Genomic DNA, 23,530 nt, shown 5'->3' with positions numbered 1-23,530 from the left:
AAAGGCACTTGAAGCCGTTTCGCTCTCAAGGTCCGGCCGGATCCATTTGGCCCGCTCAGCCAGCTGGGACTCGACATGTGCGAGTGGGAGCTTCAGGGTGCGCGCATGTGTTCGGATCAGATTTTTGTCACCGGTGTCCGTAGGACAAATGTGGGCTCGTCACGGTGCAAACCAGGCGTCACCGCGAGCTGCTGTGTGCCGATACCCCGAATGGGGGCGTCGATATCGCGAACTTGAAGATTCCAGACGCGCTCGTCCTGCGCCCGGAGTACTGCCTGGAGCGAGGCATCCGGTGTTCGATCGAGCTGTGCTGTCCGGTCCGCAAGGAGCCGCTCGGCACTCTTGCGAAGAAACTGCAAGTGCTGTCTGTTATTGCGGACCGCGACATCGAGAACCCTGGCCTGAATCTCGAGCCGATGCGAACTGGCGCGGTCCCAAACCGTTTTCGCAGGCGTTTTAGAAGCGGACGGCAGGCGCATGCCGGCTCTCCGGTGACCCAGCTCCAAGTCTGAATACTATTCCTTCCCAACCCCCTCGACATAGTTATCAACCGCACTGCTCACCGTCGGATGAAAGCGCGCATCGCCAATCAGATCGGTCAGCTCGAAACGTCTGAGCTTGTCGCGAACCGGATCCTTCACCTCTGCAAAGTGCAGCGCAATCCCGCGCTCGTCGAGCGTGCGCGTCAGTTCCCGCAGCATGTCGGCGGAGGTGACGTCCACGCTCGTCACCGGTTCGGCCGCCACCACCACACGCCGCACCGGTGCCGGCGATTCGGCGACGGCTTGCAGCAGGCGCACCTGAAACTGCTCGGCATTCGCAAAGAACAGCGGTGCATCCCAGCGAAACAGCACGAGCCCGGGGATTCGCTGGGCATGCGGATAGCGCTGCAAGTCGTGATAGCCGCGCAAACCTTCGACGCGACCGAGCACCGCGTAGTGCGGTCGCCAGCCGTCCCACAGAAATTCGATGACCGCGATCACCACCGCGAAGCAGATGCCGGGGATCGCACCGAACACCGCGACGCCGGCAAAGCAGGCCATCGACAGCCAGAACTCCCATTGCTGGATGCGGAAAATCCGCTTCAGGTCCGTGATCTCGAACAGACCGATCGCCGCCGCGATGACGACCGCGGCGAGCGCACTGTTGGGCAGGTAGCGCATCAGATTGGGCGCGGCCATCAGCAGCGCCGCGACCGCCAGCGCGCCGACGACGCCCGTCAGTTGCGTCTTCGCACCCGCCGCCTCGGCGACCGGCGTGCGCGACGAACTGCTGCTGATCGGGAAGCCGTGGAACAGGCCGGCCGCAAGATTGGCCGCGCCGAGCCCGACCATCTCCTGATTGGGGTCGACGCGGCTGCGAAAACGTGCCGCGAAAGTTCGCGACAGCACGCTGGTATCCGCGAACGAGATCAGCGCGACCGCGCAGCCGCCGAGCAGAATCTTGACCAGATCGGCGTCGGTGACCCACGGCAGAGCAAAGGTCGGCAGGCCTTGAGGAATCTTGCCGAGCACTTTCACACCAATGCTATCGAGGTGCAATGCGGTGACGCACAACGTCGCGACGATCACGGCGATCAGGATGCCCGGCAGCTTTTCGAAGCGCTTGAGAAACAGGATCAGCACGAGGCTTCCAGCGCCCACCGCGAAGCTATACCAGTTGGATTTGCCATCGGCGATGGCCTGCACGAGGCTCACGATGTCCCGCAATGGCCCGCGCTCTTCGATCGAGATGGCAAACAGTTTGGGGAGCTGACTGATCAGCACGGCGAGCGCAATGCCGTTCATATAGCCGTAGCGAATGGGTTTCGACAACAATTCAGTGATGAATCCCAGCCGCAGCAAGCCCATCACGATACAGAACAGGCCGGACACGATCGCCATCATGCTGGCCGCCGCAATCGCGCGCGACGGGTCGCCCGCAGCGATTTGCACGACGACCGCCAGAATCGGAGCGGCGAGCGCGGAGTCGGGACCGAGCACGAGAATCCGGCTCGGACCGAACAGCGCATACGCCAACAGCGGAACGATCGTCGCGTAGAGGCCGTACACGCCAGGGACGCCGGACGCCTCCGCGTAAGCGATCCCAACCGGCACCAGCATCGTGGTCAGCACCAGTCCCGCCGTCAGATCGTTCGGCAGCCAGCTCAGCCGGTACGCCTTGAGCACCGTCAGTCCCGGCAGCCAGCGCATCCAGCCGTGTGCGCTGCTTACAGCAGTCTGTTCCTTGCGAGGAACTGGCCTGTCCGCTTCCATTTTTGGAATGTCCGTAGTCGAGGACGCCGCACCACGGTTTGTGGACGGTACCGTCATTCGAAGGATAGTCCAGACATTCCGTCGGCGACAGGGATGAGGCCGACCGGCCGCGCATCAGGGCCGCTGGCGCCTCAGCAGCCACGCGACGCCCCCGGCCAGCGCCATCACTGCCGCGCCGTACACCGCATGGCGATGCCGATTGGTGAACATCTGCCAGCAGTACGCACGCGCTTCATCATCGAAGCGACCATGCGAAGTGTAGTGGCCTGGCACCGGCTCGTAGAGATTCGCGGGCGCATCGGCGGGCAACGGTTCATCGGTCAATTGCCCGTCGTAACCCGCACGCGCGAGATAGCGGTCGAGCAGCGTCGGCGCGATCCGGTTCGCGAGGATCGCCTTGACCGTCGACCACCCGACCCACACCTGCCGCCGCCGATGGGTGGCCGCAAAGTAGATCGCCCGTGCCGCCACTTCCGGCTGAAACACCGGCGCCACCGGCCGCGCCCTGCGCCCCGTGCGATTGAGCGCCCAGTCGAATTGCGGCGTATTGACCGCGGGCAGATCGACCATCGTCAGATGGATATCGACTCCGTCGTGCAGCAACTCGGAACGCAACGAATCGGTGAAGCCGCGCACGGCAAACTTCGCGCCGCAATAGATCGACTGCAACGGCACCGACCGGTACCCGAGCGCCGAGCCGACATTGACGATCGTCCCGTGCCCGCGCGCGCGCATCACTGGGAGCGCCGCCAGCATGCCGTTGACCTGCCCCAGATAGGTCACCTGCGTGCCGCGTTCGACATCGCGCGCGCTGAGCGCCGACACCGGCGCAAACGCGGTCGCCATCGCGACGTTGATCCAGACGTCGATGCCGCCCCACTCGCGCTTCACACGCTGCGCGGCACGCTCGATCGCGTCGGCATCGGCGACATCGGCCGGAATTGCGAGTGCGCGCACGCCATAGGTCGCGGCGATCTCCTCGGCGGCACGAGCGAGCCGTCGCGGCTCGCGCGCGATGAGCCCAACGTCATAGCCCTGCCGCGCAAATTCGGACGCGCTCGCGCGCCCCACGCCGGCACTTGCCCCTGTAATGACGACGACGCCCTTGCGCTCGACGTCGCCGCTGCGGGTCTCGGTTTGCACCGTCACAGCGTCGCTGGCCACTTTGAACACCTCCGAGGTTGCGCATCCAGTGAGGTGGTGAAGCAAAGCGCAGTCCCGACGATTCGAGCTGGGGATCTGCGAATTGCGCGCGAGTCCAGCGCACGCTCGGCCGCCGGAAAAACAAATGGCCGCAGCGCGAGGCTGCGGCCATCAGGTAGCGGTTTGCGGGGCTTGCGCGCTTCAGCGCATGGCCGAAAGCGCCGAACTCACGTCACGTTCATCGCCAACGCACTCTCGCGATAGTGCTGGCTCGCCTTGTCGGTATCGCCCAACTGCTCGTGCAGACGCGCGAGCGCGCGATGCGAGCGGATCTTCAGCGTCTCGTTGTCGGCAAGCTTCAGCGCGCGTTCGAGGAACGACTGCGCCTTGCCCCACAACTGCTGATGCAGGCACAGGCGCCCCAGCGCGAACATCAGGTCCGCGTCTTCCGGCCGATCCTTCTGCCACGCCTCGGCCTTCTGGATCAGCGGCAACGCATCGCCGCCGGCCGTATCCGGATAGCGTCGCAACAGGCGCGCATCCCAGTTCTGCGCGAGCGCCTCCTCGACGATCTTGCGCGCCTCCTGAGGACGGTTCAGCGCGACCAGCAGTTCGGCGGCGGTGTCGGCGAGGCGCGGCGAATGACGCTCGGTCGCCGATAGCGAGTTCCATAGTTCGAGCAGCGCATCCGCATTGTGGCGACGATCGCGCAGCAGATTTTCCGCCGCCAGTTGACGCAGCCGCACCGCGACCGCCGGATGGATCGCCTCGCGCTTCTCCAGCGTCTTCACGAGCTTCAGCACTTCTCCCCAGTTCTTCAGCTGCTGCTGCGCGCGCAGCATGATTTGCTGAGCGTGAATGCGCCGCGCGCCCTGCGATTGCATCTCGGTCAGCGCATTGAGCGCGCCGTCGGCGTCGCGGCCGTCGGCGCGCATGTCGGCGGTGGCCATCAGGCGCGCGTCCTGCCAGTCGGCTTCGTCGATCTGCGCGAGCCATTCGTCGCGCCGCGCGTACTCATGCATGCGATGCGCAGCGGTCGCCGCGATCAAACCGGCCGCGCCCTTGTTGTCGCCATTCGTGAGCGCGTCCTTGGCGGCCTTTTCCGCGCGCGAGAAACGCCCCGCGTACAGGTTGCCGATCGCGTCGCGCAACGCCGCGTGCGCCTTCGCGACACGCGCACGTGCGCGGTACGCGGCGACGCGCTGCGGCATGCGCCAGACATTGCGGATGATGCGCAACAGCGCATAGAGCAGGATGAACAGCACCACCAGCCCGACGACGAACAGGTTCAGCGACATGTCGACGCGGTACGGCGGATAGATCAGCAGCACTTGCCCAGCGTCGAAGCGCCCGCCCACCGCGAGCACGACCGCGACGGCGAACAGCGCCGCGAGCCATAGGAGTCCCCGGATCGCCATGATTAACCCCGGTTCCGGTATTGATTGACGGCCTGCAGGCTCGTATCGAGGTTCGGCAGCTCGACCGCGGCCGAACCGGCGTCCACCTGCTTGACCAGATCGATGACCGTCTGCGTGTCTTTCGACGACGCGTCGAAGTAGCGCGTCAACGCGGACTGCGCCGCCTGCAGGTCGGACTTCAGCGTGGTCTGGTTGCGCGACAGCAGCGCGAGACGCGCCGACAGCAGACGCAGCTTCAGGTTCTCGCGCACGAAGTAGCCTTGATCCGGCGTGACCAGCATCGCGTCGGCGTTGTCGATACGGCGCACCTGCACGAGGCTCGTCAGCTGTTCGCCGATGCCGTGCGTGACCTCGTCGATCCACACTTTCCAGCGCGGCTTGCCGGTGGCGGCGGCCACCTTCGCGGTGTCGGCCCACGTGGCCGCATGCGGCGTGGCACGCGGAATCGGTGCTTCACCCGACAGCGGCAGGCCGTTCACGTGATCGATCGCGTTGTCGAGCTTGATCGCGAGGCCGGTCAGATCGGTGGACGGCGCGGCCTTCAGCTTGTCGATGTCCTGCGCGATCGCCTTGCGCACCGCGACCGCCTGCGGACTGTCCGACGCCGCGAGGCGCGTATCGGCGCTTTGCAACGCGAACAGCGCGAGCTGCGTATTGCCGGTCAGCTGCAACTGCTGGCTCGCCGCCGACAGCATCTGCCCGACTTCGGCGAGCGTCCAGTCGTCGCGATTGCGCGCGAGATCCGCGTATTGCTGTTGCAGCGCCTGCTGCGCGGCCTGCGCATCGGCGAGCTTGCCTTCGAGCTGCGCGACCTGCGAGTCCGATTGATGCACGGTGGCGAGCGCCTGGTCGATCTTGATGCGCAGTTCGTTGGTCTGCGTGTCGTTGGCCTGCTGACGCTGCGCGAGTTCCTGCTCGGTGCGCACCAGCTTGCGGTTCATCGCGAAGCCGCCCACGCCCGCCGCGCACGCGATGACCACGATGACAAACCACAGCAGCGGTCCGCTCGTGCTGCGGCGCTTTTGCGCTTCGTACGGCGTGAAGGGTTGGTTCGGCGGCAAGGCGGCGCTTGCGGGCGGCTGAGGTGAGGCGTTCGTGGATGCGTTCGTTTCAGTCATGCGTGGTTGAGCCGGGTTGGACGATACCGGTTGGACGACGGGAGGCACGGCGGCCGCGGCAACGAGGGCTCGGACTATGCGCTCGTCGCCCGCGCCGGACACCGTAATCCTATCAAAACCCAATGCCCGCGCGGTCTGCGCGATGCGGGGATGCGGCGTGACGAGCGGCGCGTGTTTGAGCTGCTCGATCTCGCCGGCGGTCAGATGCTCGTGCGCGAGTTCGTGCAGATTGCGTACGCCTTCGGAGCTGGTCAGAAGCCATGCGTGCGGCGTGCCCGCGAGCAGTTCGTGCACGCGCGCCCATGCGCCGATCGACGGCTCCGGCACGATGCGCCGGTAAGCGGCCACCGCGTCGACTTCGGCGCCGGCTTCACGCAGGCGCTCGCTCAACCATTCGCGCCCGCCGTCGCCGCGCACGATCAGCACGCGCTTGCCTTCGAGGCCCGCGGCACCGAGTTGCGCCTCGATCGCGGCAAACAGGCTCTCGGAGTCGAAGCTCGTCGATTCGTCGTCGGCGCCCGCGGCGGGGCTGATCACGCGATGCTCGGGCGCGCTGACGCCGTGGCGCGCGAGCGCATGCACGCTGCCGGGGCCGACCACGCCGATCGGCAGCGCATGCGGCCAGATATCGTCCTGGCGCGCGAACGCGTGATCGACTGCGTTCGGCGACACGAACACGACGAGCGCGTAGCGTTCGAGCGACGCGAGCGCGGCGCACAACGGCGCGTCGTCGATGACGGGCGCGATGTCGATCAGCGGGAAGTCGAGCGACGCGAGTCCGGCTGCTTCGAGCTGTTCGACGAGTTCGCTCGACTGGCCGGCCGGCCGCGTGATCACGACCGTGAAAGGCGCCTTCTCGGGCGAGACGGCGGCCATCACTCGCTGGCCACCGCGCCGGGCGCGGCCGCGGGACCGCTCGCCGTACTGAGCGCGCGGACGATGTCGAGGGCGCCCTGCTGCACGAGCGAGTGCGCCACTTCCTCGCCGAGCGCGAGCGCGCGTTCGACGGTGGGCGCCGGCGCCGACGCCTGCGCGCTCAGCACGCGCTGGCCGTCCGGCGTCGCGACGATGCCGCGCAGATGCAGCGCGCCATCGCCCCAGGTTGCGTAGGCCGCGAGCGGCACCTCGCAGCTGCCGCCGAGCATGCGCGATACCATGCGCTCCGCTTCGACGGCCGCCGCCGTGTGCTGATGATGCAGCGGCGCGAGCCATGCGGCGAGGTCCGCGCGATCGGCGCGAATCTCGATGCCGAGCGCGCCCTGGCCCGCCGCGGGCAGACTGTCCTCGGGATCGAGCAGCGCGCGGATGCGATCGGCGAGACCCAGCCGCTTCAGCCCGGCCGCGGCCAGAATGATCGCCGCGTAATCGCCGCGATCGAGCTTGGCGAGTCGGGTATCGAGATTGCCGCGCAACGGCCGCACGTCGAGATGCGGATAGCGCATGCGCAGCATCGCCTCACGCCGCAGGCTCGAGGTGCCGACCACGGCACCGGCCGGCAACGCGGCGAGCGAGTCGTACTGATTGGACACGAACGCATCGCGCGGGTCCTCGCGCTCCATGATGGTGGACAGCGCGAAACCGGCCGGCAACTCCATCGGCACGTCTTTCAGCGAATGCACCGCGAGGTCGGCGCGGCCATCGGCGAGCGCGGCTTCGAGCTCCTTCACGAAGAGCCCCTTGCCACCAACCTTCGACAGCGTGCGATCGAGAATCTGATCGCCACGTGTCGTCATTCCGAGGATTTTTACGTCACAAGATGGATATAATTTGTGCAGCGCACATCGCACATGCTCGGCTTGCCACATGGCAAGGCGGCTCTCTCGCGACGCAATCACAAGCGTGTGGGGTGGCGTGGAAAACGTCTCGGTGTTCATTAGCTTGCTGCTGGATGTCGGGATGGAATAACAATCAATGTTAGCACGCGCCCTCGTTCGCGCCCTTTGGTTCCAAGGCACGGCGAAGCGCCGTGCGCAAGCGGTATCGACGGAGGAGATGGGCTTCGCGTCACGCGCGAACGCCTCCATTCCGCGTTGTCACGTACGGTCGTTCGCGCACTGCGCGGCGGCATGCGGGATGATGCAATGCGGCGAACATGCTGAGGCAATGCCTGCCGCGTGTTCGGTCCCAGCGCGGGCTGGCGGCCCGTGGCCCCTCTCTCCCTCGTCGGCGTCTCGCGATTCGGCAGCGCTCGTGTCGTTCCGCGTACGCGGTGCGGCACGCGCGGACCGCTTCGTAGTGGGTCGAGCAATCGCCGTGTGCAGTCGCCGTTTCAAGTCTCCGTTGCAGTTGCACTAGCAGTCCGTCTTGCAGTCCGTTGCGTAGTCCCTGTTGCACGCAGTTCACGTTGCACTTGCTGATGGCAGTTCCGCAGTCGCAGTTCATCAATCAACAGACCCTGGCTTCCCCGAGGAAACTCATCGTGACGTCTTCCGGATCGGCGCGCCCCGCCCGCCGCAACACTGCCTCGCCCACCGCTCGCCCGGCCGACGCCGCGGCGCCTGACGCCCTGTCCGACGTTGCCGCGCACGCTATATCGTCGAGCGTCGGTCAACATGGCGACACGCGCGCCGACCAGCGCGCCAGGCGCCGCGCCCTCGCCGCTCGCGCCACCAAAGCCCCGAAGGCCGCGCAGACCTCGGTGCCCGTCAAGCAGGACAAGGCGCAAAAGGCGTCGAAAGCCGGCAAGGCCAGCAAGGCTGAACAGGCCGCGACGTCGGCCACCGCGCGCAAGCCGGCCAAGGCCAAGGTCGATGGCGACGCAACACTCCCGCGCGCCGCGAAACCGTCGAAACTGAAGGACCTGCCGCAGGCTCAGTCCGCCGCCGCGACCACCGCGAAGAGCGGCGGCCGCACGCGCGAGGACAAGGACCACCCGCTGTTCCAGGACATCCGCTATCTCGGGCGTCTGCTCGGCGACGTGCTGCGCGAGCAGGAAGGCGAGGCGGTGTTCGACATCGTCGAGACGATCCGGCAGACCGCGGTGCGTTTCCGTCGCGAGGACGACAGCGCCGCCGCGCAGACGCTCGACAAGAAACTGCGCACGCTGACGCCCGAGCAGACCGTCAGCGTCGTGCGCGCGTTCAGCTACTTTTCGCATCTCGCGAACATCGCCGAGGACCGTCACCGCAACCGCCGTCACCGAATTCACGCGCTCGCGGGCTCGGCCTCGCAGCCGGGCACGATCGCCCATGCGCTCGAGCGGCTCGCCGCGGCTGGTGCCGCCGCGACACCGGTGCTGCAGCGGTTTTTCGACGACGCGCTGATCATGCCGGTGCTGACCGCGCACCCGACCGAAGTGCAGCGCAAGAGCATTCTTGACGCGCAGCACGACATCGCGCGTCTGCTCGCCGAGCGCGACCAGCCGCTGACGAACCGCGAGCGCGCGCACAACGAAGCGATGCTGCGCGCGCGCGTCACGTCGCTGTGGCAAACGCGCATGCTGCGCGACTCGCGTCTGACGGTCGCCGACGAAATCGAAAACGCGCTGTCGTACTACCGCAGCACCTTCCTCGAAGAACTGCCGGCGCTGTACGCCGACATCGAGGAGGCGCTGAAGGAGCATGGCCTCGAAGCGCGCCTGCCGCCGTTCTTCCAGATGGGCAGTTGGATCGGCGGCGATCGCGACGGCAATCCGAACGTCACCGCCGAAACGCTCGAAAACGCGATCACGCGGCAGGCCGCGGTGATCTTCGAGCACTACCTGGAGCAGGTGCACAAGCTCGGCGCGGAGCTATCGATGTCGAATGTGCTCGTCGGCGCGAGCGATGCGCTGAATGAGCTCGCGGCCATCTCGCCCGACCACTCGCCGCATCGCACCGACGAGCCGTATCGTCGCGCGCTGATCGGCATATACACACGGCTCGCGGCGAGCGCGCGCGTGCGCCTGGGCGAAGGCAGCGTGCCGCTGCGCAGCGCCGGCCGAGGCGCGGCGCCGATCCGCGCGCTTCCCTACGACGACGCCTCCGACTTCGTGCGCGACCTCCACGTGCTGATGGATTCGCTCGCCGAGCATCACGGCGCGCCGCTCGCCGCGCCGCGTCTCGCGCCGCTTGCGCGCGCGGCCGAAGTGTTCGGCTTCCATCTCGCGAGCATCGATCTGCGGCAAAGCTCCGACATCCACGAAGCGGTAATCGCCGAGCTGCTCAAGCGCGCCGGTGTCGAGGACGATTACGCGGCGTTGCCGGAAGCCGACAAGCTGAACGTGCTGGTCGCCGAGCTCGCGCAGCCGCGCGCGCTGCGCGTGCGCTCCGCCGACTACTCCGAGCTCGCGAAAAGCGAACTCGCGGTGCTCGAGGAAGCGCGCATGACGCGCGAGAAGTTCGGCGCGCGCGCGGTGCGCAACTACATCATTTCGCACACGGAGACCGTTTCCGATCTGGTCGAGGTGATGCTGCTGCAGAAGGAAACCGGCCTGTTGCGCGGACGCCTCGGCGACGAGCACGACCCCGCGCGCGCCGGCCTGATGGTGATCCCGCTGTTCGAGACGATCCCCGACCTGCGCAACGCGCCGCACATCATGCGCGATCTGATCGCGCTGCCAGGCATTAGCGCGCTGATCGAACATCAGGGCAACGAGCAGGAAGTGATGCTCGGCTACTCGGACAGCAACAAGGATGGCGGCTTCCTGACGTCGAACTGGGAGCTGTATCGCGCGGAGCTTGCGCTCGTGTCGCTGTTCAACGAACGCGGCGTGACGCTGCGTCTGTTCCATGGGCGCGGCGGCACCGTCGGGCGCGGCGGCGGCCCGACCTACCAGGCGATCCTGTCGCAGCCGCCGGGCACCGTCGACGGTCAGATCCGTTTGACCGAGCAGGGCGAAGTGATCGCGAGCAAGTTCGCGAATCCGGAAATCGGCCGGCGCAATCTGGAAACCGTCGTGGCCGCGACGCTCGAAGCGTCGCTGCTGCCGCACGACCACACGTTGGCCGAGCTGCCGGTGTACGAGGAAAGGATGCAGCAGCTGTCCGATACGGCGATGGCCGCGTATCGCGCGCTGGTCTACGAAACGCCGGGCTTCAAGGAGTATTTCTTCGAGTCGACGCCGATCGCGGAGATCGCCGAGCTGAACATCGGCAGCCGCCCCGCGTCGCGCAAGCTGCAGGATCCGAAGCAACGCAAGATCGAGGATCTGCGCGCGATTCCGTGGGGCTTCTCGTGGGGTCAATGCCGGCTGCTGCTGACCGGCTGGTACGGCTTCGGCAGCGCGGTGGCCGAGCACCTCGACAGCGCGCCGTCCGACGCCGAACGCGCGCGCCGTCTCGCGCTGCTGCAGAAGATGCACAAGAGCTGGCCGTTCTTTTCGACCCTGATGTCGAACATGGACATGGTCATCGCGAAGACCGACCTCGCGGTCGCGTCGCGTTATGCCGCGCTCGTGACCGACAAGAAGCTGCGCAAGCATGTGTTCGAGCGCATCGTCGCCGAGTGGGAACGCACGTCGAAGGCGTTGTCGGAGATCACCGGCAAGAGCGACCGGCTCGCCGAGAATCCGCTGCTCGCGCGCTCGATCAAGAATCGCTTCCCGTACCTCGATCCGCTCAATCACCTGCAGGTCGAACTGCTCAAACGCTATCGCGCGGGCGACACGAATGCGCGCGTGCGGCGCGGCATTCATTTGAGCATCAACGGAATCGCGGCGGGGTTGCGCAATACCGGTTGAGGTTGCCGCATTGGTGGACAAAAAGCCGGGTGTGGCCGACGCAGGTCACACCCGGCTTTTCTCATTGCGCGAATCCAGCCGCTACAATAGAGCCCGCCATGTACCAGTACAAGTTCATCAATTATTCTGGTATCTCGATTACCCCCCTCCACGCGCAGCCGATAGCATGACGACGCCGTCCTCCGCCGATCACCCGCCGCCGCTCGACGCCACCCCGGCCCGCGCGCTCGGCGACTTCATCCGCGCCCATCGCGAGCGGCTGTCGCCGCAGGCGGTCGGGCTGCCGCCGGGGCCGCGTCGCCGCACGCCCGGTCTGCGGCGCGAGGAAGTCGCGCAGCTGTGCGGCGTGAGCCCGACCTGGTACACGTGGATCGAGCAGGGCCGGCCAGTGTCCGCTTCCGCCGATGCGCTCGCGCGCATCGCGGTCGCGTTGCAGCTATCGCGCGCCGAGCGCGCGTATCTGTTCGAGCTGGCCGCGCAACGCGATCCGGCCGACCCCGACCCCGCCGCCGCCGATGCGCCCGCCACGCTGCTGCAAACCGTGCAGCTCATCGACACGCCCGCCTACGTGCTCGACCGGCAGTGGAACGCGCTTGCGTGGAACGAGCGCGCGGCCGATCTGTTCGTCGGCTGGCTCGACGGCGCGCACGACCGCAACCTGCTGCGCTACACGTTCACCGAGCCGGCCGCGCGCGCGTTGATCGTCGATTGGGAAACGCGCGCGCGGCGGCTCGCCGCCGAATTCCGCGCCGACTCGATCCGCCATCTGAACGATGCGCCCACACGTGGGCTGATCGATTCGCTGTCGGCCGCTAGCGACGAGTTCGCACGCTACTGGGCCTCCCAGGACGTCGGCGGGCGCGAAGGTGGCAGGCGCGAGTTCAACCATCCGCGCGACGGGCACATCGTTTATGACCAGATCACGTTCAAGCCCGCGCATCGCGAGGATCTGAAGCTCGTGGTGCTGGTGCGCGAATAGGCCCGCGATGGGCGGCAGCGCTTTTGCCGCCCTCCCCCGGTGTTAAAATCTTCGTCTTTCTTCGCTGCGGCGGCGCTTTTGCACGATTCGCGCACTCGCGTTGCCAGCCTCTTCACCGCTCGTTTTTACCGCCCAACACCATGACGTCCCAACTGCACAAAAAAGGCGAAGCCTGGTCGGCTCGCTTCTCGGAGCCGATGTCGGAACTCGTCAAACGCTACACGTCGTCGGTTTTCTTCGACAAGCGTCTGGCGTTCGTCGACATCGAAGGGTCGCTCGCGCACGCGTCGATGCTCGCCGCGCAGAAGATCATTTCCGCCGACGACCTCGCCGCGATCCAGCGCGGCATGGCGCAGATCAAAGGTGAAATCGAGCGCGGCGAGTTCGAATGGCAGCTCGATCTCGAAGACGTGCACCTGAACATCGAAGCGCGCCTGACCGCGCTGATCGGCGACGCCGGCAAGCGCCTGCACACCGGCCGCTCACGCAACGATCAGGTCGCGACCGACATCCGCCTGTGGCTGCGCGGTGAGATCGACCGCATCGGCGAGCTGCTCACCGAACTGCGCGCGGCGCTGCTCGAGATCGCGGAGAAGAACGCCGCGACCATCATGCCGGGCTTCACGCACCTGCAGGTCGCGCAGCCCGTTACGTTCGGCCACCATCTGCTCGCGTACGTCGAAATGTTCTCGCGCGACGCCGAGCGCATGATCGACTGCCGCAAGCGCGTGAACCGTCTGCCGCTCGGCGCGGCCGCGCTCGCCGGCACCAGCTATCCGATCGACCGTCACGCCGTGGCGAAGACGCTCGGCTTCGACGGCATCTGCGCGAACTCGCTCGATGCGGTCTCCGACCGCGACTTCGCGATCGAATTCACGGCCGCCTCCGCGCTCGTGATGACGCACGTGTCGCGCTTCTCCGAAGAACTGGTGCTGTGGATGAGCCCGCGCGTCGGCTTCATCGATCTGGCCGACCGTTTCTGCACCGGCTCGTCGATCATGCCGCAGAAGAAGAACCCGGACGTGCCCGAACTCGCGCGCGGCAAGACCGGCCGCGTGAACGGCCATCTGATGGCGCTGCTCACGCTGATGAAGGGCCAACCGCTCGCGTACAACAAGGACAACCAGGAAGACAAGGAGCCGCTGTTCGACACCGTCGATACCGTCGCCGACACGCTGCGCATCTTCTCTGAAATGGTCGCCGGCATCACGGTCAAGCCGCAGGCGATGCGCGACGCCGCGCTGCAAGGCTTCTCGACCGCGACGGACCTCGCCGACTATCTCGTCAAGCGCGGCCTGCCGTTCCGCGATGCTCACGAAGCAGTCGCGCTCGCGGTGCGCGTGTGCGCCGATCGCGGCTGCGATCTCGCGGACCTGACGCTCGACGAAATGCGCGGCGAACTGCCGAACGTCGCGCATCTGATCGGCGACGACGTGTTCTCGTATCTGACGCTCGAGGGCTCGGTGGCGAGCCGCAATCATCCGGGCGGCACCGCGCCCGGGCAGGTGCTGGCCGCGGTGAAAGCGGCGCGTGCGGCGTTGAGGTAATCGACGCCTGGGCAGCGCCGTGAGCCTCAGCTTGCGGCGTGGCTGGTTGAACCGGGATCGAAAAGGTGGACCCGCCTGGCGGGTTCGCCTTTTTTATTGCCGCGTGTGAATGGCGAATCGAAGGCAAAAGAAAGCCCGCCAGAAGCGGGCTGAAAAGACTTCCACCGATACCTCAGCAAGAGGCCATCAAAGTGTAGGCGGGTTTCGCTCGCCGACCAATGCGCGCACATTTCCGGCCATTACAGCGCAAAGCAAAGCGCCTCAGCGGGGCGCACGCACAATGACATCCGGCGGGCGAACGCCAATTGAATCCCGACGGTTTTTGACTACCATTCAATCAGGTTCTCCTCGTGGTTCGTCGACCATGCTCTCTCGCACTTCTCCCCCTCCTGTTTCTCACCGTGTGGCTCTGCGCTCCTTCACGGCCGCTCGCATGCATCGGCTATCGCTCGCCGCGCTCGGTGTTGTCGCCGTAGCCGGTTGCACGATCACACCGCTGACGCCGCACGAAACCGTCAGCACACCGGTGGCCGCGATCAACAGCGCGACGCTCGATCAATATCGCGAAGCGGTCGCACGACGGATCGTCGAGCGCAATCCGTCGTATGTGCTCCAGGGCAGGCCTCAGCCGATGCTGCGCTCGCTGGTGGTGGTGTCGTTCACGGTCGATCGTGATGGACACATCGTCGAGTCGTCGGTGTATCGCACGAACGGTGACGACGAAGCCGAAAGCACCGCGCTCGCGACGCTGCGCCGCTCGGCGCCGCTGCCGCTACCTCCCGGCAAGCTGCTGAATGGCCGCGGCCAGCTCGAGCTATTCGAAGACTGGCTGTTCAACGACAACGGCAAATTCCAGCTGCGCGAGCTCGCCTCGCCGCAAGCAGAAGCGTACGACTGAGGGCGGTTGGCGCGTGCGCTGACACGCACCGCCCAGCGCATCCGCGCACGGGTCGGCCACGCGCGAGCTACTCGAGTCATCGCGCATAACTCATAAAGCCCCCTCGTTGCCGCGCAAACTTACGCCGCCATTGCTGCGCGAGGAGCGCGCTCGCTATAATTTTCCGATTCCCCGCGCCGGAGCCTTCCGGCATGGCTCACGCCGTCCGCACACCCGCCGGCGCGGCGCATGAGCCGACTGCAGTGCCGCGCCGCCACCCCGCGTGCGGCGCCCAAACCTATACCTCAACGAGGATGCCGCCGTTGCGCGCCGCCTGTCTGCGAAGACGGCTCAGCGCGCCGCGGCCTCATACAATTGGAGACCCTGCATGTCCACTTCGCCGATTTCCGCCGCTCAGCCCGCAAGCGGGCAAAACAGTAGCGCGCGGATCATCTTCGCGAGCTTCATCGGCACCGCGATCGAGTTCTACGATTTCTATGTCTACGCGACCGCCGCGGCGCTCGTGATCGGACCGGTATTCTTCCCGCATGGCTCGGCCACCGCGCAGGCGCTGTCGGCGTTCGTCACGTTCGGCATCGCGTTCGTCGCGCGACCGATCGGCTCGTTCCTGTTCGGCCACTTCGGCGACCGCATCGGCCGCAAATCGACTCTGGTTGCGTCGCTGCTCGTGATGGGCCTGTCGACCACGCTGATCGGCTTCGTGCCGGGCTACGACGCGATCGGCAGCCTCGCGCCGATCCTGCTGTGCGCGCTGCGATTCGGCCAGGGTATCGGCCTCGGCGGCGAATGGGGCGGCGCCGCGCTGCTCGCCACCGAAAACGCGCCGGCCGGCAAACGCGGCTGGTTCGGCATGTTCCCGCAGCTCGGGCCCTCGATCGGCTTTCTCGCGTCCAACGGCCTGTTCTTCGCGCTCGCAATGTCGCTCTCCGACGAGCAGTTCCGCAGCTGGGGCTGGCGCGTGCCGTTCATCGTCAGCTCGGTGCTCGTCGCGCTCGGACTGTACGTGCGGCTGAAAATTGCCGAAACGCCCGCGTTCCAGGTAGCGATCGAGCGCAAGGAGCGCGTGCGCGTGCCGATCGCGACGCTGTTCTCGCAGCACTGGCAGCCGACCGTGCTCGGCGCGCTCGCGATGGTGGTCTGCTACACGCTGTTCTACAACGCGACGACGTTCTCGCTGTCGTACGGCGTCGGGTCGCTGCATATTCCGCGGCAGACGTTCCTCGGCCTGCTGTGCATCGCGGTCGTGTTCATGGCAATCGCGACGCCGCTGTCGGCCCGTGCGAGCGATCGCTTCGGGCGCAAGCCGGTGCTGATCGTCGGCATCATCGCGGCGATCCTGTCGGGCTTCACGATGGCGCCGCTGCTCGGCAGCGGCGAGCCATGGCTCGTGCTGCTGTTTCTCGTGATCCAGCTGTTCCTGATGGGCGTGACCTTCGCGCCGATGGGCGCGCTGCTGCCGGAACTGTTTCCGACCAACGTGCGCTATACGGGCGCCGGTGTCGCGTACAACCTCGGCGGGATTCTCGGCGCGTCGGTCGCACCGTATATCGCGCAGGTGCTCGCCGCGCACGGCGGCTTGGCGTGGGTCGGCGCGTACGTGTCGGTCGCCGCGGCCGTGAGCCTTGTCGGCGTGCTGTGCATGCGCGAGACGCGTGATGAGAGTTTGATGAAATGATGCAAGGCGCATCGGCGGAACAACGCCTCCGTCGATGCGCGTTTGCCGAGGTTCGATCGATGCTGCATCCGCGCAGTTTTTACGCGTCTGCGGCAGCATGCAGCGGGCATTAGTTCCTCGCTGTTTCCGCGGGCCGGCCCGGGTAAAACCCCCGCCTTGCGCGTCCTTTTGACTTGCCTATACTCCCTGACATAACCCTATAAAAAACGGGGAGATCCGCATGAACGTCCATCTTCACAATGCCGATATCGTGACGATCATCGCGCTGGCCTTGCTCGGCTCGCTGCTGCTCGCGCTGCGCTTCCGTCCGACGACATGGAAATCCATCGTCGTCGAGGCGCTGGCCGCGAACGCCGCGGCCATTGCCGCGGTGGTGGCGTTCGAAATGCTGGTCGCCTGAGGCTGGTGCTCCGGGCCTAAGCACGGCGCGCGGCTTAGCGGTAGTAGTAGCCGTGATGGTAGTAGCCACCGCCGCCGTAGTAATAGCCCGGCGCCGGCGCGATAACGCAGCCGCCGAGTGCCGATGCGAGCAGCGTGCCGGCCACGAGAGTCAGGATCAAGCGTTTCATGTTGTTCTCCATCGAGTCAGATTGATTCGAGCGCAAACCCCGAATGACCCGATTGGACACGATGCGCGCCGCTGCGAACGTTGCCATTTGTAAGGGAACATCACCGAGCGGTTACAGGACCGGCGCGCTGGATCGGCGCGTTCGATCGACCCGCACCGCTGCCGCCGGATCGCGCCACCATGGCGAAAAACACCGCCTATACTCCGTTGAGCGCACTGTCGCGATAGAAGCCTTGCTGGCCGCGCCAGCGTCGCCGCAATCGAGCGGTTCAACGCGCGCCGTGCGAGCCTCGACGCACCGCGGCGTATCAGCTTGCCGCCCTGGCGTCCGCGCATCGGACGCTTCGGCGTCAAACGAAAAGCGACAGTTTTAACAGACGTGTAATCGATTCCTCTCCGCCCGCTGTTCCCCGACACGGGCGTTCTTTGAGGCGCGACGATGCAGTCCCCGCCAGCAAGGGCGGACTACGCCTCGCGCCTCTTTTCTTTTGCGCAAACGATTGCGCGAGCGGGCGAACGGACTCAGGCGGCGGCTGATCCGTGCTGCATCGCGAGCACCGGCTCTGCCGCGTACACGTAATCGATCGCTTCGAGCGCCGCGCTGATGGGCGGCACCGAGTGGCCGTCGCCGATCGAGGTCGAGCGATACGGCGCCTCGATGCCGCAATGCAATGGCGACGTCGCGACGAAGATCATCACGGTGCGCTTCTGCAGCGCATGCGCGAGGTGCACGAAGCCCGTATCGGTACCGACGACGAGCGCGCACGCGCCGATCATCTGCGCAACTTCGGTCACACTCAATCGCGGCAGCACGGTCGCGCCTGGCACCTGCGCGGCGATCTGCCCGGCGTCGGCAAGCTCACCGTCCGAACCCCACGGCAGCACCACACGAAAACCGCGCTCGCTCAACTCGCGTCCAAGCGCCGCCCAGTGCGTGAGCGGCCATTTCTTGTCGGCTTTCGAGGTGGCGTGAAAGAGCGCGGCGACAGGCGGGTCGTGCGTCGCGAACGGCTGCGGGACGGTTTCGGGTAGCTGCAGGTCGTAGATGGGCGGCCCTTCCACTTCGTAGCCGAGCGCCTCGCTGGCGCTGATGCGCATGCCGTGCCACGCGCTGCCCTGCGGACGTGGGCCGAAACGCCCGGTGTAGGCGAACGCGGCGCCACGCTCGCCCAGATCCAGGGATTGATAGCCGATGCGCCGCGACGAGCGCGCGAGGAAGGCGATGATCGCGCTCTTGTAGACGCCGTGAATGTCGATGATGTAGTCGTAGCGATAAGCGCGCAGCTCGGCGATCGATGCCCAGATCGCCTTCAGATCACTCCAGCGACGCGCCTTCTTGAAGCGGCGCAGCGGCGCGCACAGCACGCGATCGACGCCCTGGCTCCAATGCACGACTTGCGCAAATGCTTCGTCCGCCGCCCAGTCCACCTGAACGCCAGGAAATGCGCGTTTGATGTCGGCGACGACTGGCAACGCCTGCACGATATCGCCTAGTGAAGTGACCTTGACGATAAGGATTCGCTTCATTGAGGGTCTGTTGGTTGTTCGAAATTGAAACTATTCTAGCTGACGTAATTACCGATCCCCGCCAAATGGCCATTGCGCGCGGTCCGATTCTCAATACGGCGCGTTACAGCAAAAAGATATCCGCCTCACGATTCAATTCACTTCAATATTTCAAACATCTTTCACGTATTCTGGTCGGTCCCGCACGCTTTATACTTGGCTCTTTGCACGAATCTAATTCATGTCCCGGCCCTTCCCTTCCCGTTCGCCCGCTGTCATGCGTCACGCAAAACGCCTGTGGCGGCAATACGGCATCTTCTGGCTCGGTGCCATCGCCGTCGGCCTGGTCGCGGTGCTGTATGCGCGTCTGATCGACTGGGGGTATGACGCGTTTCTCGATGTCCGGCAGCGGTATGTGTGGGCGCCGCTCGTGATCACGCCCGCGGTCGCCGCACTCGCGGTCTGGCTCACGCGCAAGTTCTTTCGCGGCTCCGAGGGCAGCGGCATCCCGCAGGTGATCGCGACGCTGCACATGAAACAGCGCGGATACGGCACGCGGCTGCTGTCGCTGCGAATTCTGCTCGGCAAAATCGGCGTGTCGTTTCTCGCGATTCTCGGCGGCTTTACGATCGGCCGTGAAGGACCGACCGTGCAGGTCGGCGCCGCGCTGATGTTCAATCTGCGCCGGTTCTATCCGCGCTCGAATGCGCAGATCGAACGGCAGCTCGCGTTGGCGGGCGCGGCAGCGGGTTTGTCGGCGGCGTTCAATACACCGCTCGCGGGCGTCGTATTCGCAATCGAGGAATTGACGCGCAGCTTCGAGGCGCGCACGAGTGGCGTGCTGATCACGGCGATCATCATCGCGGGTGTGGTCGCACTCGGCCTGAACGGCAACTACACGTATTTCGGCACGATCCAGATCGGCGCGCATTTCCCCGATCTGCTCGCCGTCGCGGTGGTGCTCACCGCGATCGTGACGGGAATCGCGGGCGGTATCTTCGGCTGGCTGCTGCTCAATACCGCGCGCTGGATTCCGGAACCGCTGCGTCAGTTGCACGGCGAGCGGCCGGTCGTGTTCGCCGCGCTGTGCGGCTTCGCGATCGCAGTGGTCGGCGTGATCTCGGGCGGCACGACGTTCGGCAGCGGCTATACGGAAGCGCGCGGCCTGCTCGAGGGACACGAGCAGTTGTCGGTGTTCTATCCGTTCCTGAAGATGATCGCGATGGTCGGCTCATACCTGCCCGGCATTCCGGGCGGCATCTTCGCGCCGTCGCTGTCGATCGGCGCGGGCTTCGGCAATCTGCTGCACATGGTGTTCGATTCGATGCAATTGCCGATGCTGATCGCGCTCGCGATGGTCGGCTATCTGGCCGCGGTCACGCAGTCGCCGATCACCTCGTTCGTGATCGTGATGGAGATGATCGATGGCCACGCGCTCGTGATTTCGCTGATGGCCACCGCGTTGATCGCGAGCCGAGTGTCCCGCCTGTTCGCGCCGCCGCTCTATGAGTCGCTCGCCGAGCGCTACGTGGCGCCGCTGCCGCAGCCCACGCCTGCGCCAGTGCCGGAAGTGCCCGAGGTCGAGGTGCCGGAAGCGGAAAGCGAGGACGGCGAGCCGCGCGCCGACGATGCCGCAGACGACATCACGACGGATACCTCCGACTCGCCGCGTCAGTAGATGCGCGAGGGCGACGCGAGGCTGACGTTGCGCGTGTAACGGCACCGCTGGAGTGCAACGGTCATTTCGACAGGGAAATGGCGAGCGCCGTGGAGATGCGAAGAGATGGCTTCAGACAGAAGCCAGAGAACGAGCCGAACGCCGCACGGCATCGTGTCGCTCCGACGCGACGCCATGCGACGTCCTGCACATGATGCGAGATGGACCGCGGTCCATCCGAAGCTCAGGCCTGCGGTATTTCGATCTTGACTTCAAGCACTTCGAGATCGTCCTGACGCTCGAGACTGACGCGTATGTCGTCGTCGGAAATCTTCACGTACTTCGAGATCACGGCCACCAGTTCGCGTTGCAACGCAGGCAGATAATCGGCGGGCGCATGGCCGCCGGCGCGCTCGTGCGCGATGATCAACTGCAGGCGTTCCTTCGCTACCGACGCGGACTTCTTTTTCTCGCCCAGCAAAAACGAAAGAATCGACATTACGTGCGCTCCCCTTACTTGGTGCCGAAGAGGCGCTGCAGCAGCCCGGGCTTCTGGTAATCGACAAAGCGAAGCGATTTCTGCTCGCCGAGGAAACGCGACACGACGTCCTTATAGGCTTCGGCCACATCGGTGCCGTCCATATGCACGGCCGGCAGACCTTGGTTCGACGCGTGCAGCACCGCTTCCGATTCCGGAATCACGCCGATCAGATCGATGCGCAGAATTTCCTGGATGTCGGTCAGCGACAGCATTTCGCCTTCGCTGACGCGCTTCGGGTTGTAGCGGGTGATCAGCAGGTGCTCCTTGATCGGCTCCTTGCCTTCGATCGCGCGCTTGGTCTTCGACGACAGGATGCCGAGAATGCGATCGGAGTCGCGCACCGACGACACTTCCGGGTTCGTCACGATCAGCGCTTCGTCGGCGAAGTGCATCGCAAGCAGCGCGCCCGACTCGATACCGGCCGGCGAATCGCAGACGATGTATTCGAAGTCCATCGCGATCAGATCGTTGATGACCTTTTCGACACCTTCCATCGTCAGCGCGTCTTTATCGCGCGTTTGCGAGGCCGGCAGGATGAACAGGTTCTCGCATTTCTTGTCTTTGATCAGCGCCTGATTCAGATTCGCTTCGCCCTGGATCACGTTGATCAGGTCGTACACGACGCGGCGCTCGCAGCCCATGATGAGGTCGAGGTTGCGCAGGCCGACGTCGAAGTCGATCACGGCGGTCTTGCTGCCGCGCAACGCGAGGGCCGACGCAAAGCTCGCGCTCGTGGTCGTTTTGCCCACGCCACCCTTGCCCGAAGTCACCACAATGATTTTTGCCATTACCCTTACCTTGTGTTCGTCAAATGCGTCAATTGGTGCGCGGCCCGCGTCGCCGTGAAACGCCGCGTGCCGCAATCGCTCGGGGCAGCGCGCGTTTCGCGGCGCTTTACGTGAGCCGCAGCGGTTCGATCATCAGTTTTTCTTCTTCGAGCCAGATCTGCACCGCCTTGCCGAGCACGTCGGCCGGCAGCGGGTTCTCGGTCGTTCGATAGATGCCCGCGATCGAGATCAGTTCCGGTTCGAGACACGTGCAGAAGATGCGCGCGTCGTGATTGCCCTGCACGCCGGCCAATGCCCGGCCGCGCAGCGGCGCGTAAATGTGGATGTTGCCTTCCGCGATCACCTCGGCGCCATAGCTGACCAGACCGAGCACGACCAGATCGCCTTTTGCATAAATACGCTGCCCCGAGCGCAACGGCTTGTCGACCACCAGCGTTTGCGGCGACGTGGCAAGACGCACCGGCTCGGCGGCAGGCGTGGGTTCGACGGCAGCGGCCGTGCCCGTGGCCGCACTGGCGGTTGCGGATGCAGAGCTGGCGGACGCGCTCGTACCCGCGCTTGCCTCGGTGCCTGCTGCCGCGTTTGCCGCGCTCGCCGTGCTGTCCTCATCGGCCTGCTTCGCCGGCGCGCCGCGACGATCGCGCGCTTCGAGCAGCGGCATTCCCGACTCCGTCGCCCACTGTTGCTCCGCATTCGCGACCACGCCGACCGGACGCATGCGCACGCTGTCGAGCAGTTGCGCGATGTCGGCGAGCGGCACGCGTTCGTTGCCGGCGAGACGCCGCACGTCGATCGCGACGACGTCGTTAGCGAAGAATTCGGGGGTCGCCTCGAAGCGTCGCGTCAGCTCGGCACGCATCGCATCGAGGTCGGTCGTTTTGACCACGAACATCAGCGTGTCGACAGAGCCGCTGCGCAGTTCGAAAAAGGGCGATTTCTTGGGCGACATAGCGTTCGGCGAAAAATTTTGCGTATTTTACAGGCGTACACGCGCGCGGCCACTATTTTTCCCGGGAGAATCGGTGCTCGCGCGCGCGAGCGCAACGCGTGTCGTCGATGCGACCGACGCGCGACGGTGCGAAAGAAACGCTGGCGGGAAAAAGACCGTGATGAAGGGACGGCGAAGAGGAGCGGCGCGCGCGACGCGCCGCTTGGGCAATCACTGCTGTAACAACTGCGAAGTGGTCGGCACGTGCCGCACCAGCAGACTTTCGACCTGCTCGGGTGCGCGCTCGACGCGCCGGTGCTCACCGGTCGGGCCGAAGCCGAGCGCTTCGTAAAAGCGCATCGCGTTGCGGTTCGCGTCGGCGACCCACGCGTAGATTTCCGTGGCGCCCGCATTTGCGAGCCAGCTGCTCGCGGTATCGACGAGCAGCTCGCCGCCGCGCAGATGGCGCACGGCCGGCGCCACCCACAACTCGCAGACGAACGCGCGGCGCGCCGCGGTGTCGTCGAAATGCGCCTCGATCAGCCCGGCCGGATGGCCCTCGGTATAGAGCAGGAATGTACCGACGGACTGCGAAACAGCGTGATTTGCCGCGGTCGCGTCGAAACTGGCGGCATCGGCCGACAACGCGTCCTCGAGCGTCGCGCCGAAGGCGTACGGCGCCTCCCGCAGCGAGGCAGTGCGGAGTTCGCGAAAAACGGCGCCCTGATCAGCAGTGATGCGGCGAACGGTCAATGACGGACTCATGCAGACGAAAACCCCTGGAAACCCTAACGCGTAGCTTTAACCGAACCGGCCGGCGAGTCAAATTTATTATTGACCACAATAGGCG

Annotated in this window: 19 protein-coding genes; 7 read left to right on the top strand and 12 right to left on the bottom strand. The window is 65.7% G+C overall.

From position 1 onward, the window contains the following. Window positions 1-116: 116 nt before the first annotated feature. From HDG39_RS19830 to hemC, 6 genes are all read right to left on the bottom strand, one after another. Window positions 117-479: a hypothetical protein gene (locus HDG39_RS19830; RefSeq protein ID WP_184007881.1), complete on the bottom strand. Its 363-nt coding sequence runs from the start codon at window positions 477-479 to the stop codon at window positions 117-119. 36 nt (window positions 480-515) lie between these two features. Next, window positions 516-2,255: a SulP family inorganic anion transporter gene (locus HDG39_RS19825; protein ID WP_184007879.1), complete on the bottom strand. Its 1,740-nt coding sequence runs from the start codon at window positions 2,253-2,255 to the stop codon at window positions 516-518. 114 nt (window positions 2,256-2,369) lie between these two features. Beyond that, entirely contained in the window at window positions 2,370-3,398 is a 1,029-nt protein-coding gene (locus HDG39_RS19820; protein WP_184007966.1) for an SDR family oxidoreductase, read from the bottom strand. A 227-nt stretch (window positions 3,399-3,625) separates the two neighbouring features. Beyond that, a complete protein-coding gene (locus HDG39_RS19815) occupies window positions 3,626-4,816 on the bottom strand; it encodes a heme biosynthesis protein HemY (RefSeq protein ID WP_018419756.1) in 1,191 nt (396 codons plus the stop codon). 2 nt (window positions 4,817-4,818) lie between these two features. Then, window positions 4,819-6,810 carry a fused uroporphyrinogen-III synthase HemD/membrane protein HemX gene (hemDX, locus tag HDG39_RS19810; RefSeq protein ID WP_184007877.1) on the bottom strand — a complete coding sequence of 664 codons (1,992 nt, stop codon included), beginning with the start codon at window positions 6,808-6,810 and terminating at the stop codon, window positions 4,819-4,821. Continuing rightward, the gene (gene hemC, locus HDG39_RS19805) at window positions 6,810-7,808 is read right to left on the bottom strand and encodes a hydroxymethylbilane synthase (protein WP_184007874.1); all 999 of its coding nucleotides are present in this window, start codon (window positions 7,806-7,808) and stop codon (window positions 6,810-6,812) included. The genes hemDX and hemC overlap by 1 nt, the downstream gene beginning before the upstream one ends. A 482-nt stretch (window positions 7,809-8,290) precedes the next feature. On the opposite strand from hemC, the gene ppc reads away from it, so the two are divergent. The 6 genes from ppc (at window position 8,291) to HDG39_RS19775 (ending at window position 17,092) form a co-directional block, all read left to right on the top strand. Beyond that, window positions 8,291-11,593, top strand: a complete 3,303-nt coding sequence (gene ppc / locus HDG39_RS19800) for a phosphoenolpyruvate carboxylase (RefSeq protein ID WP_260328086.1) — start codon at window positions 8,291-8,293, stop codon at window positions 11,591-11,593. Window positions 11,594-11,759: 166 nt separating this feature from the next. Beyond that, window positions 11,760-12,572: a helix-turn-helix transcriptional regulator gene (locus HDG39_RS19795; protein WP_184007870.1), complete on the top strand. Its 813-nt coding sequence runs from the start codon at window positions 11,760-11,762 to the stop codon at window positions 12,570-12,572. Window positions 12,573-12,712: 140 nt separating this feature from the next. Beyond that, entirely contained in the window at window positions 12,713-14,119 is a 1,407-nt protein-coding gene (gene argH / locus HDG39_RS19790; protein WP_184007868.1) for an argininosuccinate lyase, read from the top strand. 364 nt (window positions 14,120-14,483) lie between these two features. Then, the gene (locus tag HDG39_RS19785) at window positions 14,484-15,017 is read left to right on the top strand and encodes an energy transducer TonB (protein WP_184007866.1); all 534 of its coding nucleotides are present in this window, start codon (window positions 14,484-14,486) and stop codon (window positions 15,015-15,017) included. A 367-nt stretch (window positions 15,018-15,384) separates the two neighbouring features. Beyond that, window positions 15,385-16,692, top strand: coding sequence for an MFS transporter (locus HDG39_RS19780; protein ID WP_184007864.1), 1,308 nt, complete (start codon window positions 15,385-15,387; stop codon window positions 16,690-16,692). A 220-nt stretch (window positions 16,693-16,912) separates the two neighbouring features. Then, window positions 16,913-17,092 carry a hypothetical protein gene (locus tag HDG39_RS19775; RefSeq protein ID WP_018419748.1) on the top strand — a complete coding sequence of 60 codons (180 nt, stop codon included), beginning with the start codon at window positions 16,913-16,915 and terminating at the stop codon, window positions 17,090-17,092. Window positions 17,093-17,126: 34 nt separating this feature from the next. On the opposite strand, the gene HDG39_RS35145 is transcribed toward HDG39_RS19775, so the two are convergent. Beyond that, on the bottom strand, window positions 17,127-17,261 hold the full coding sequence (locus HDG39_RS35145) for a hypothetical protein (RefSeq protein WP_260321106.1): 135 nt from the start codon (window positions 17,259-17,261) through the stop codon (window positions 17,127-17,129). 521 nt (window positions 17,262-17,782) lie between these two features. Further along, window positions 17,783-18,787, bottom strand: coding sequence for a lipopolysaccharide heptosyltransferase I (gene waaC, locus HDG39_RS19770; RefSeq protein WP_184007862.1), 1,005 nt, complete (start codon window positions 18,785-18,787; stop codon window positions 17,783-17,785). A gap of 220 nt (window positions 18,788-19,007) precedes the next feature. Between waaC and HDG39_RS19765 the strand changes: the two genes are divergently transcribed. Next, window positions 19,008-20,444, top strand: a complete 1,437-nt coding sequence (locus tag HDG39_RS19765) for a chloride channel protein (RefSeq protein ID WP_260328084.1) — start codon at window positions 19,008-19,010, stop codon at window positions 20,442-20,444. Window positions 20,445-20,667: 223 nt separating this feature from the next. Here HDG39_RS19765 and minE read toward each other — a convergent pair whose 3' ends face one another. From minE to HDG39_RS19745, 4 genes are all read right to left on the bottom strand, one after another. Continuing rightward, window positions 20,668-20,922, bottom strand: a complete 255-nt coding sequence (minE, locus tag HDG39_RS19760) for a cell division topological specificity factor MinE (RefSeq protein ID WP_008922443.1) — start codon at window positions 20,920-20,922, stop codon at window positions 20,668-20,670. A gap of 14 nt (window positions 20,923-20,936) precedes the next feature. Continuing rightward, window positions 20,937-21,752 (bottom strand): septum site-determining protein MinD, encoded by an 816-nt coding sequence (minD, locus tag HDG39_RS19755; RefSeq protein ID WP_018419744.1) that lies wholly within the window; start codon window positions 21,750-21,752, stop codon window positions 20,937-20,939. A gap of 106 nt (window positions 21,753-21,858) precedes the next feature. After that, window positions 21,859-22,701 (bottom strand): septum site-determining protein MinC, encoded by an 843-nt coding sequence (minC, locus tag HDG39_RS19750; RefSeq protein ID WP_184007860.1) that lies wholly within the window; start codon window positions 22,699-22,701, stop codon window positions 21,859-21,861. Between the two features lie 210 nt (window positions 22,702-22,911). After that, a complete protein-coding gene (locus HDG39_RS19745; protein ID WP_184007858.1) occupies window positions 22,912-23,445 on the bottom strand; it encodes a GNAT family N-acetyltransferase in 534 nt (177 codons plus the stop codon). Window positions 23,446-23,530: the final 85 nt, after the last annotated feature.

This window comes from Paraburkholderia lebeckiae (assembly GCF_014201005.1).
GTDB classification, from domain to species: domain Bacteria; phylum Pseudomonadota; class Gammaproteobacteria; order Burkholderiales; family Burkholderiaceae; genus Paraburkholderia; species Paraburkholderia tuberum.
Note: the sequence above shows the minus strand (reverse complement) of the source record. Positions and strands in the feature narration are given on the sequence as shown.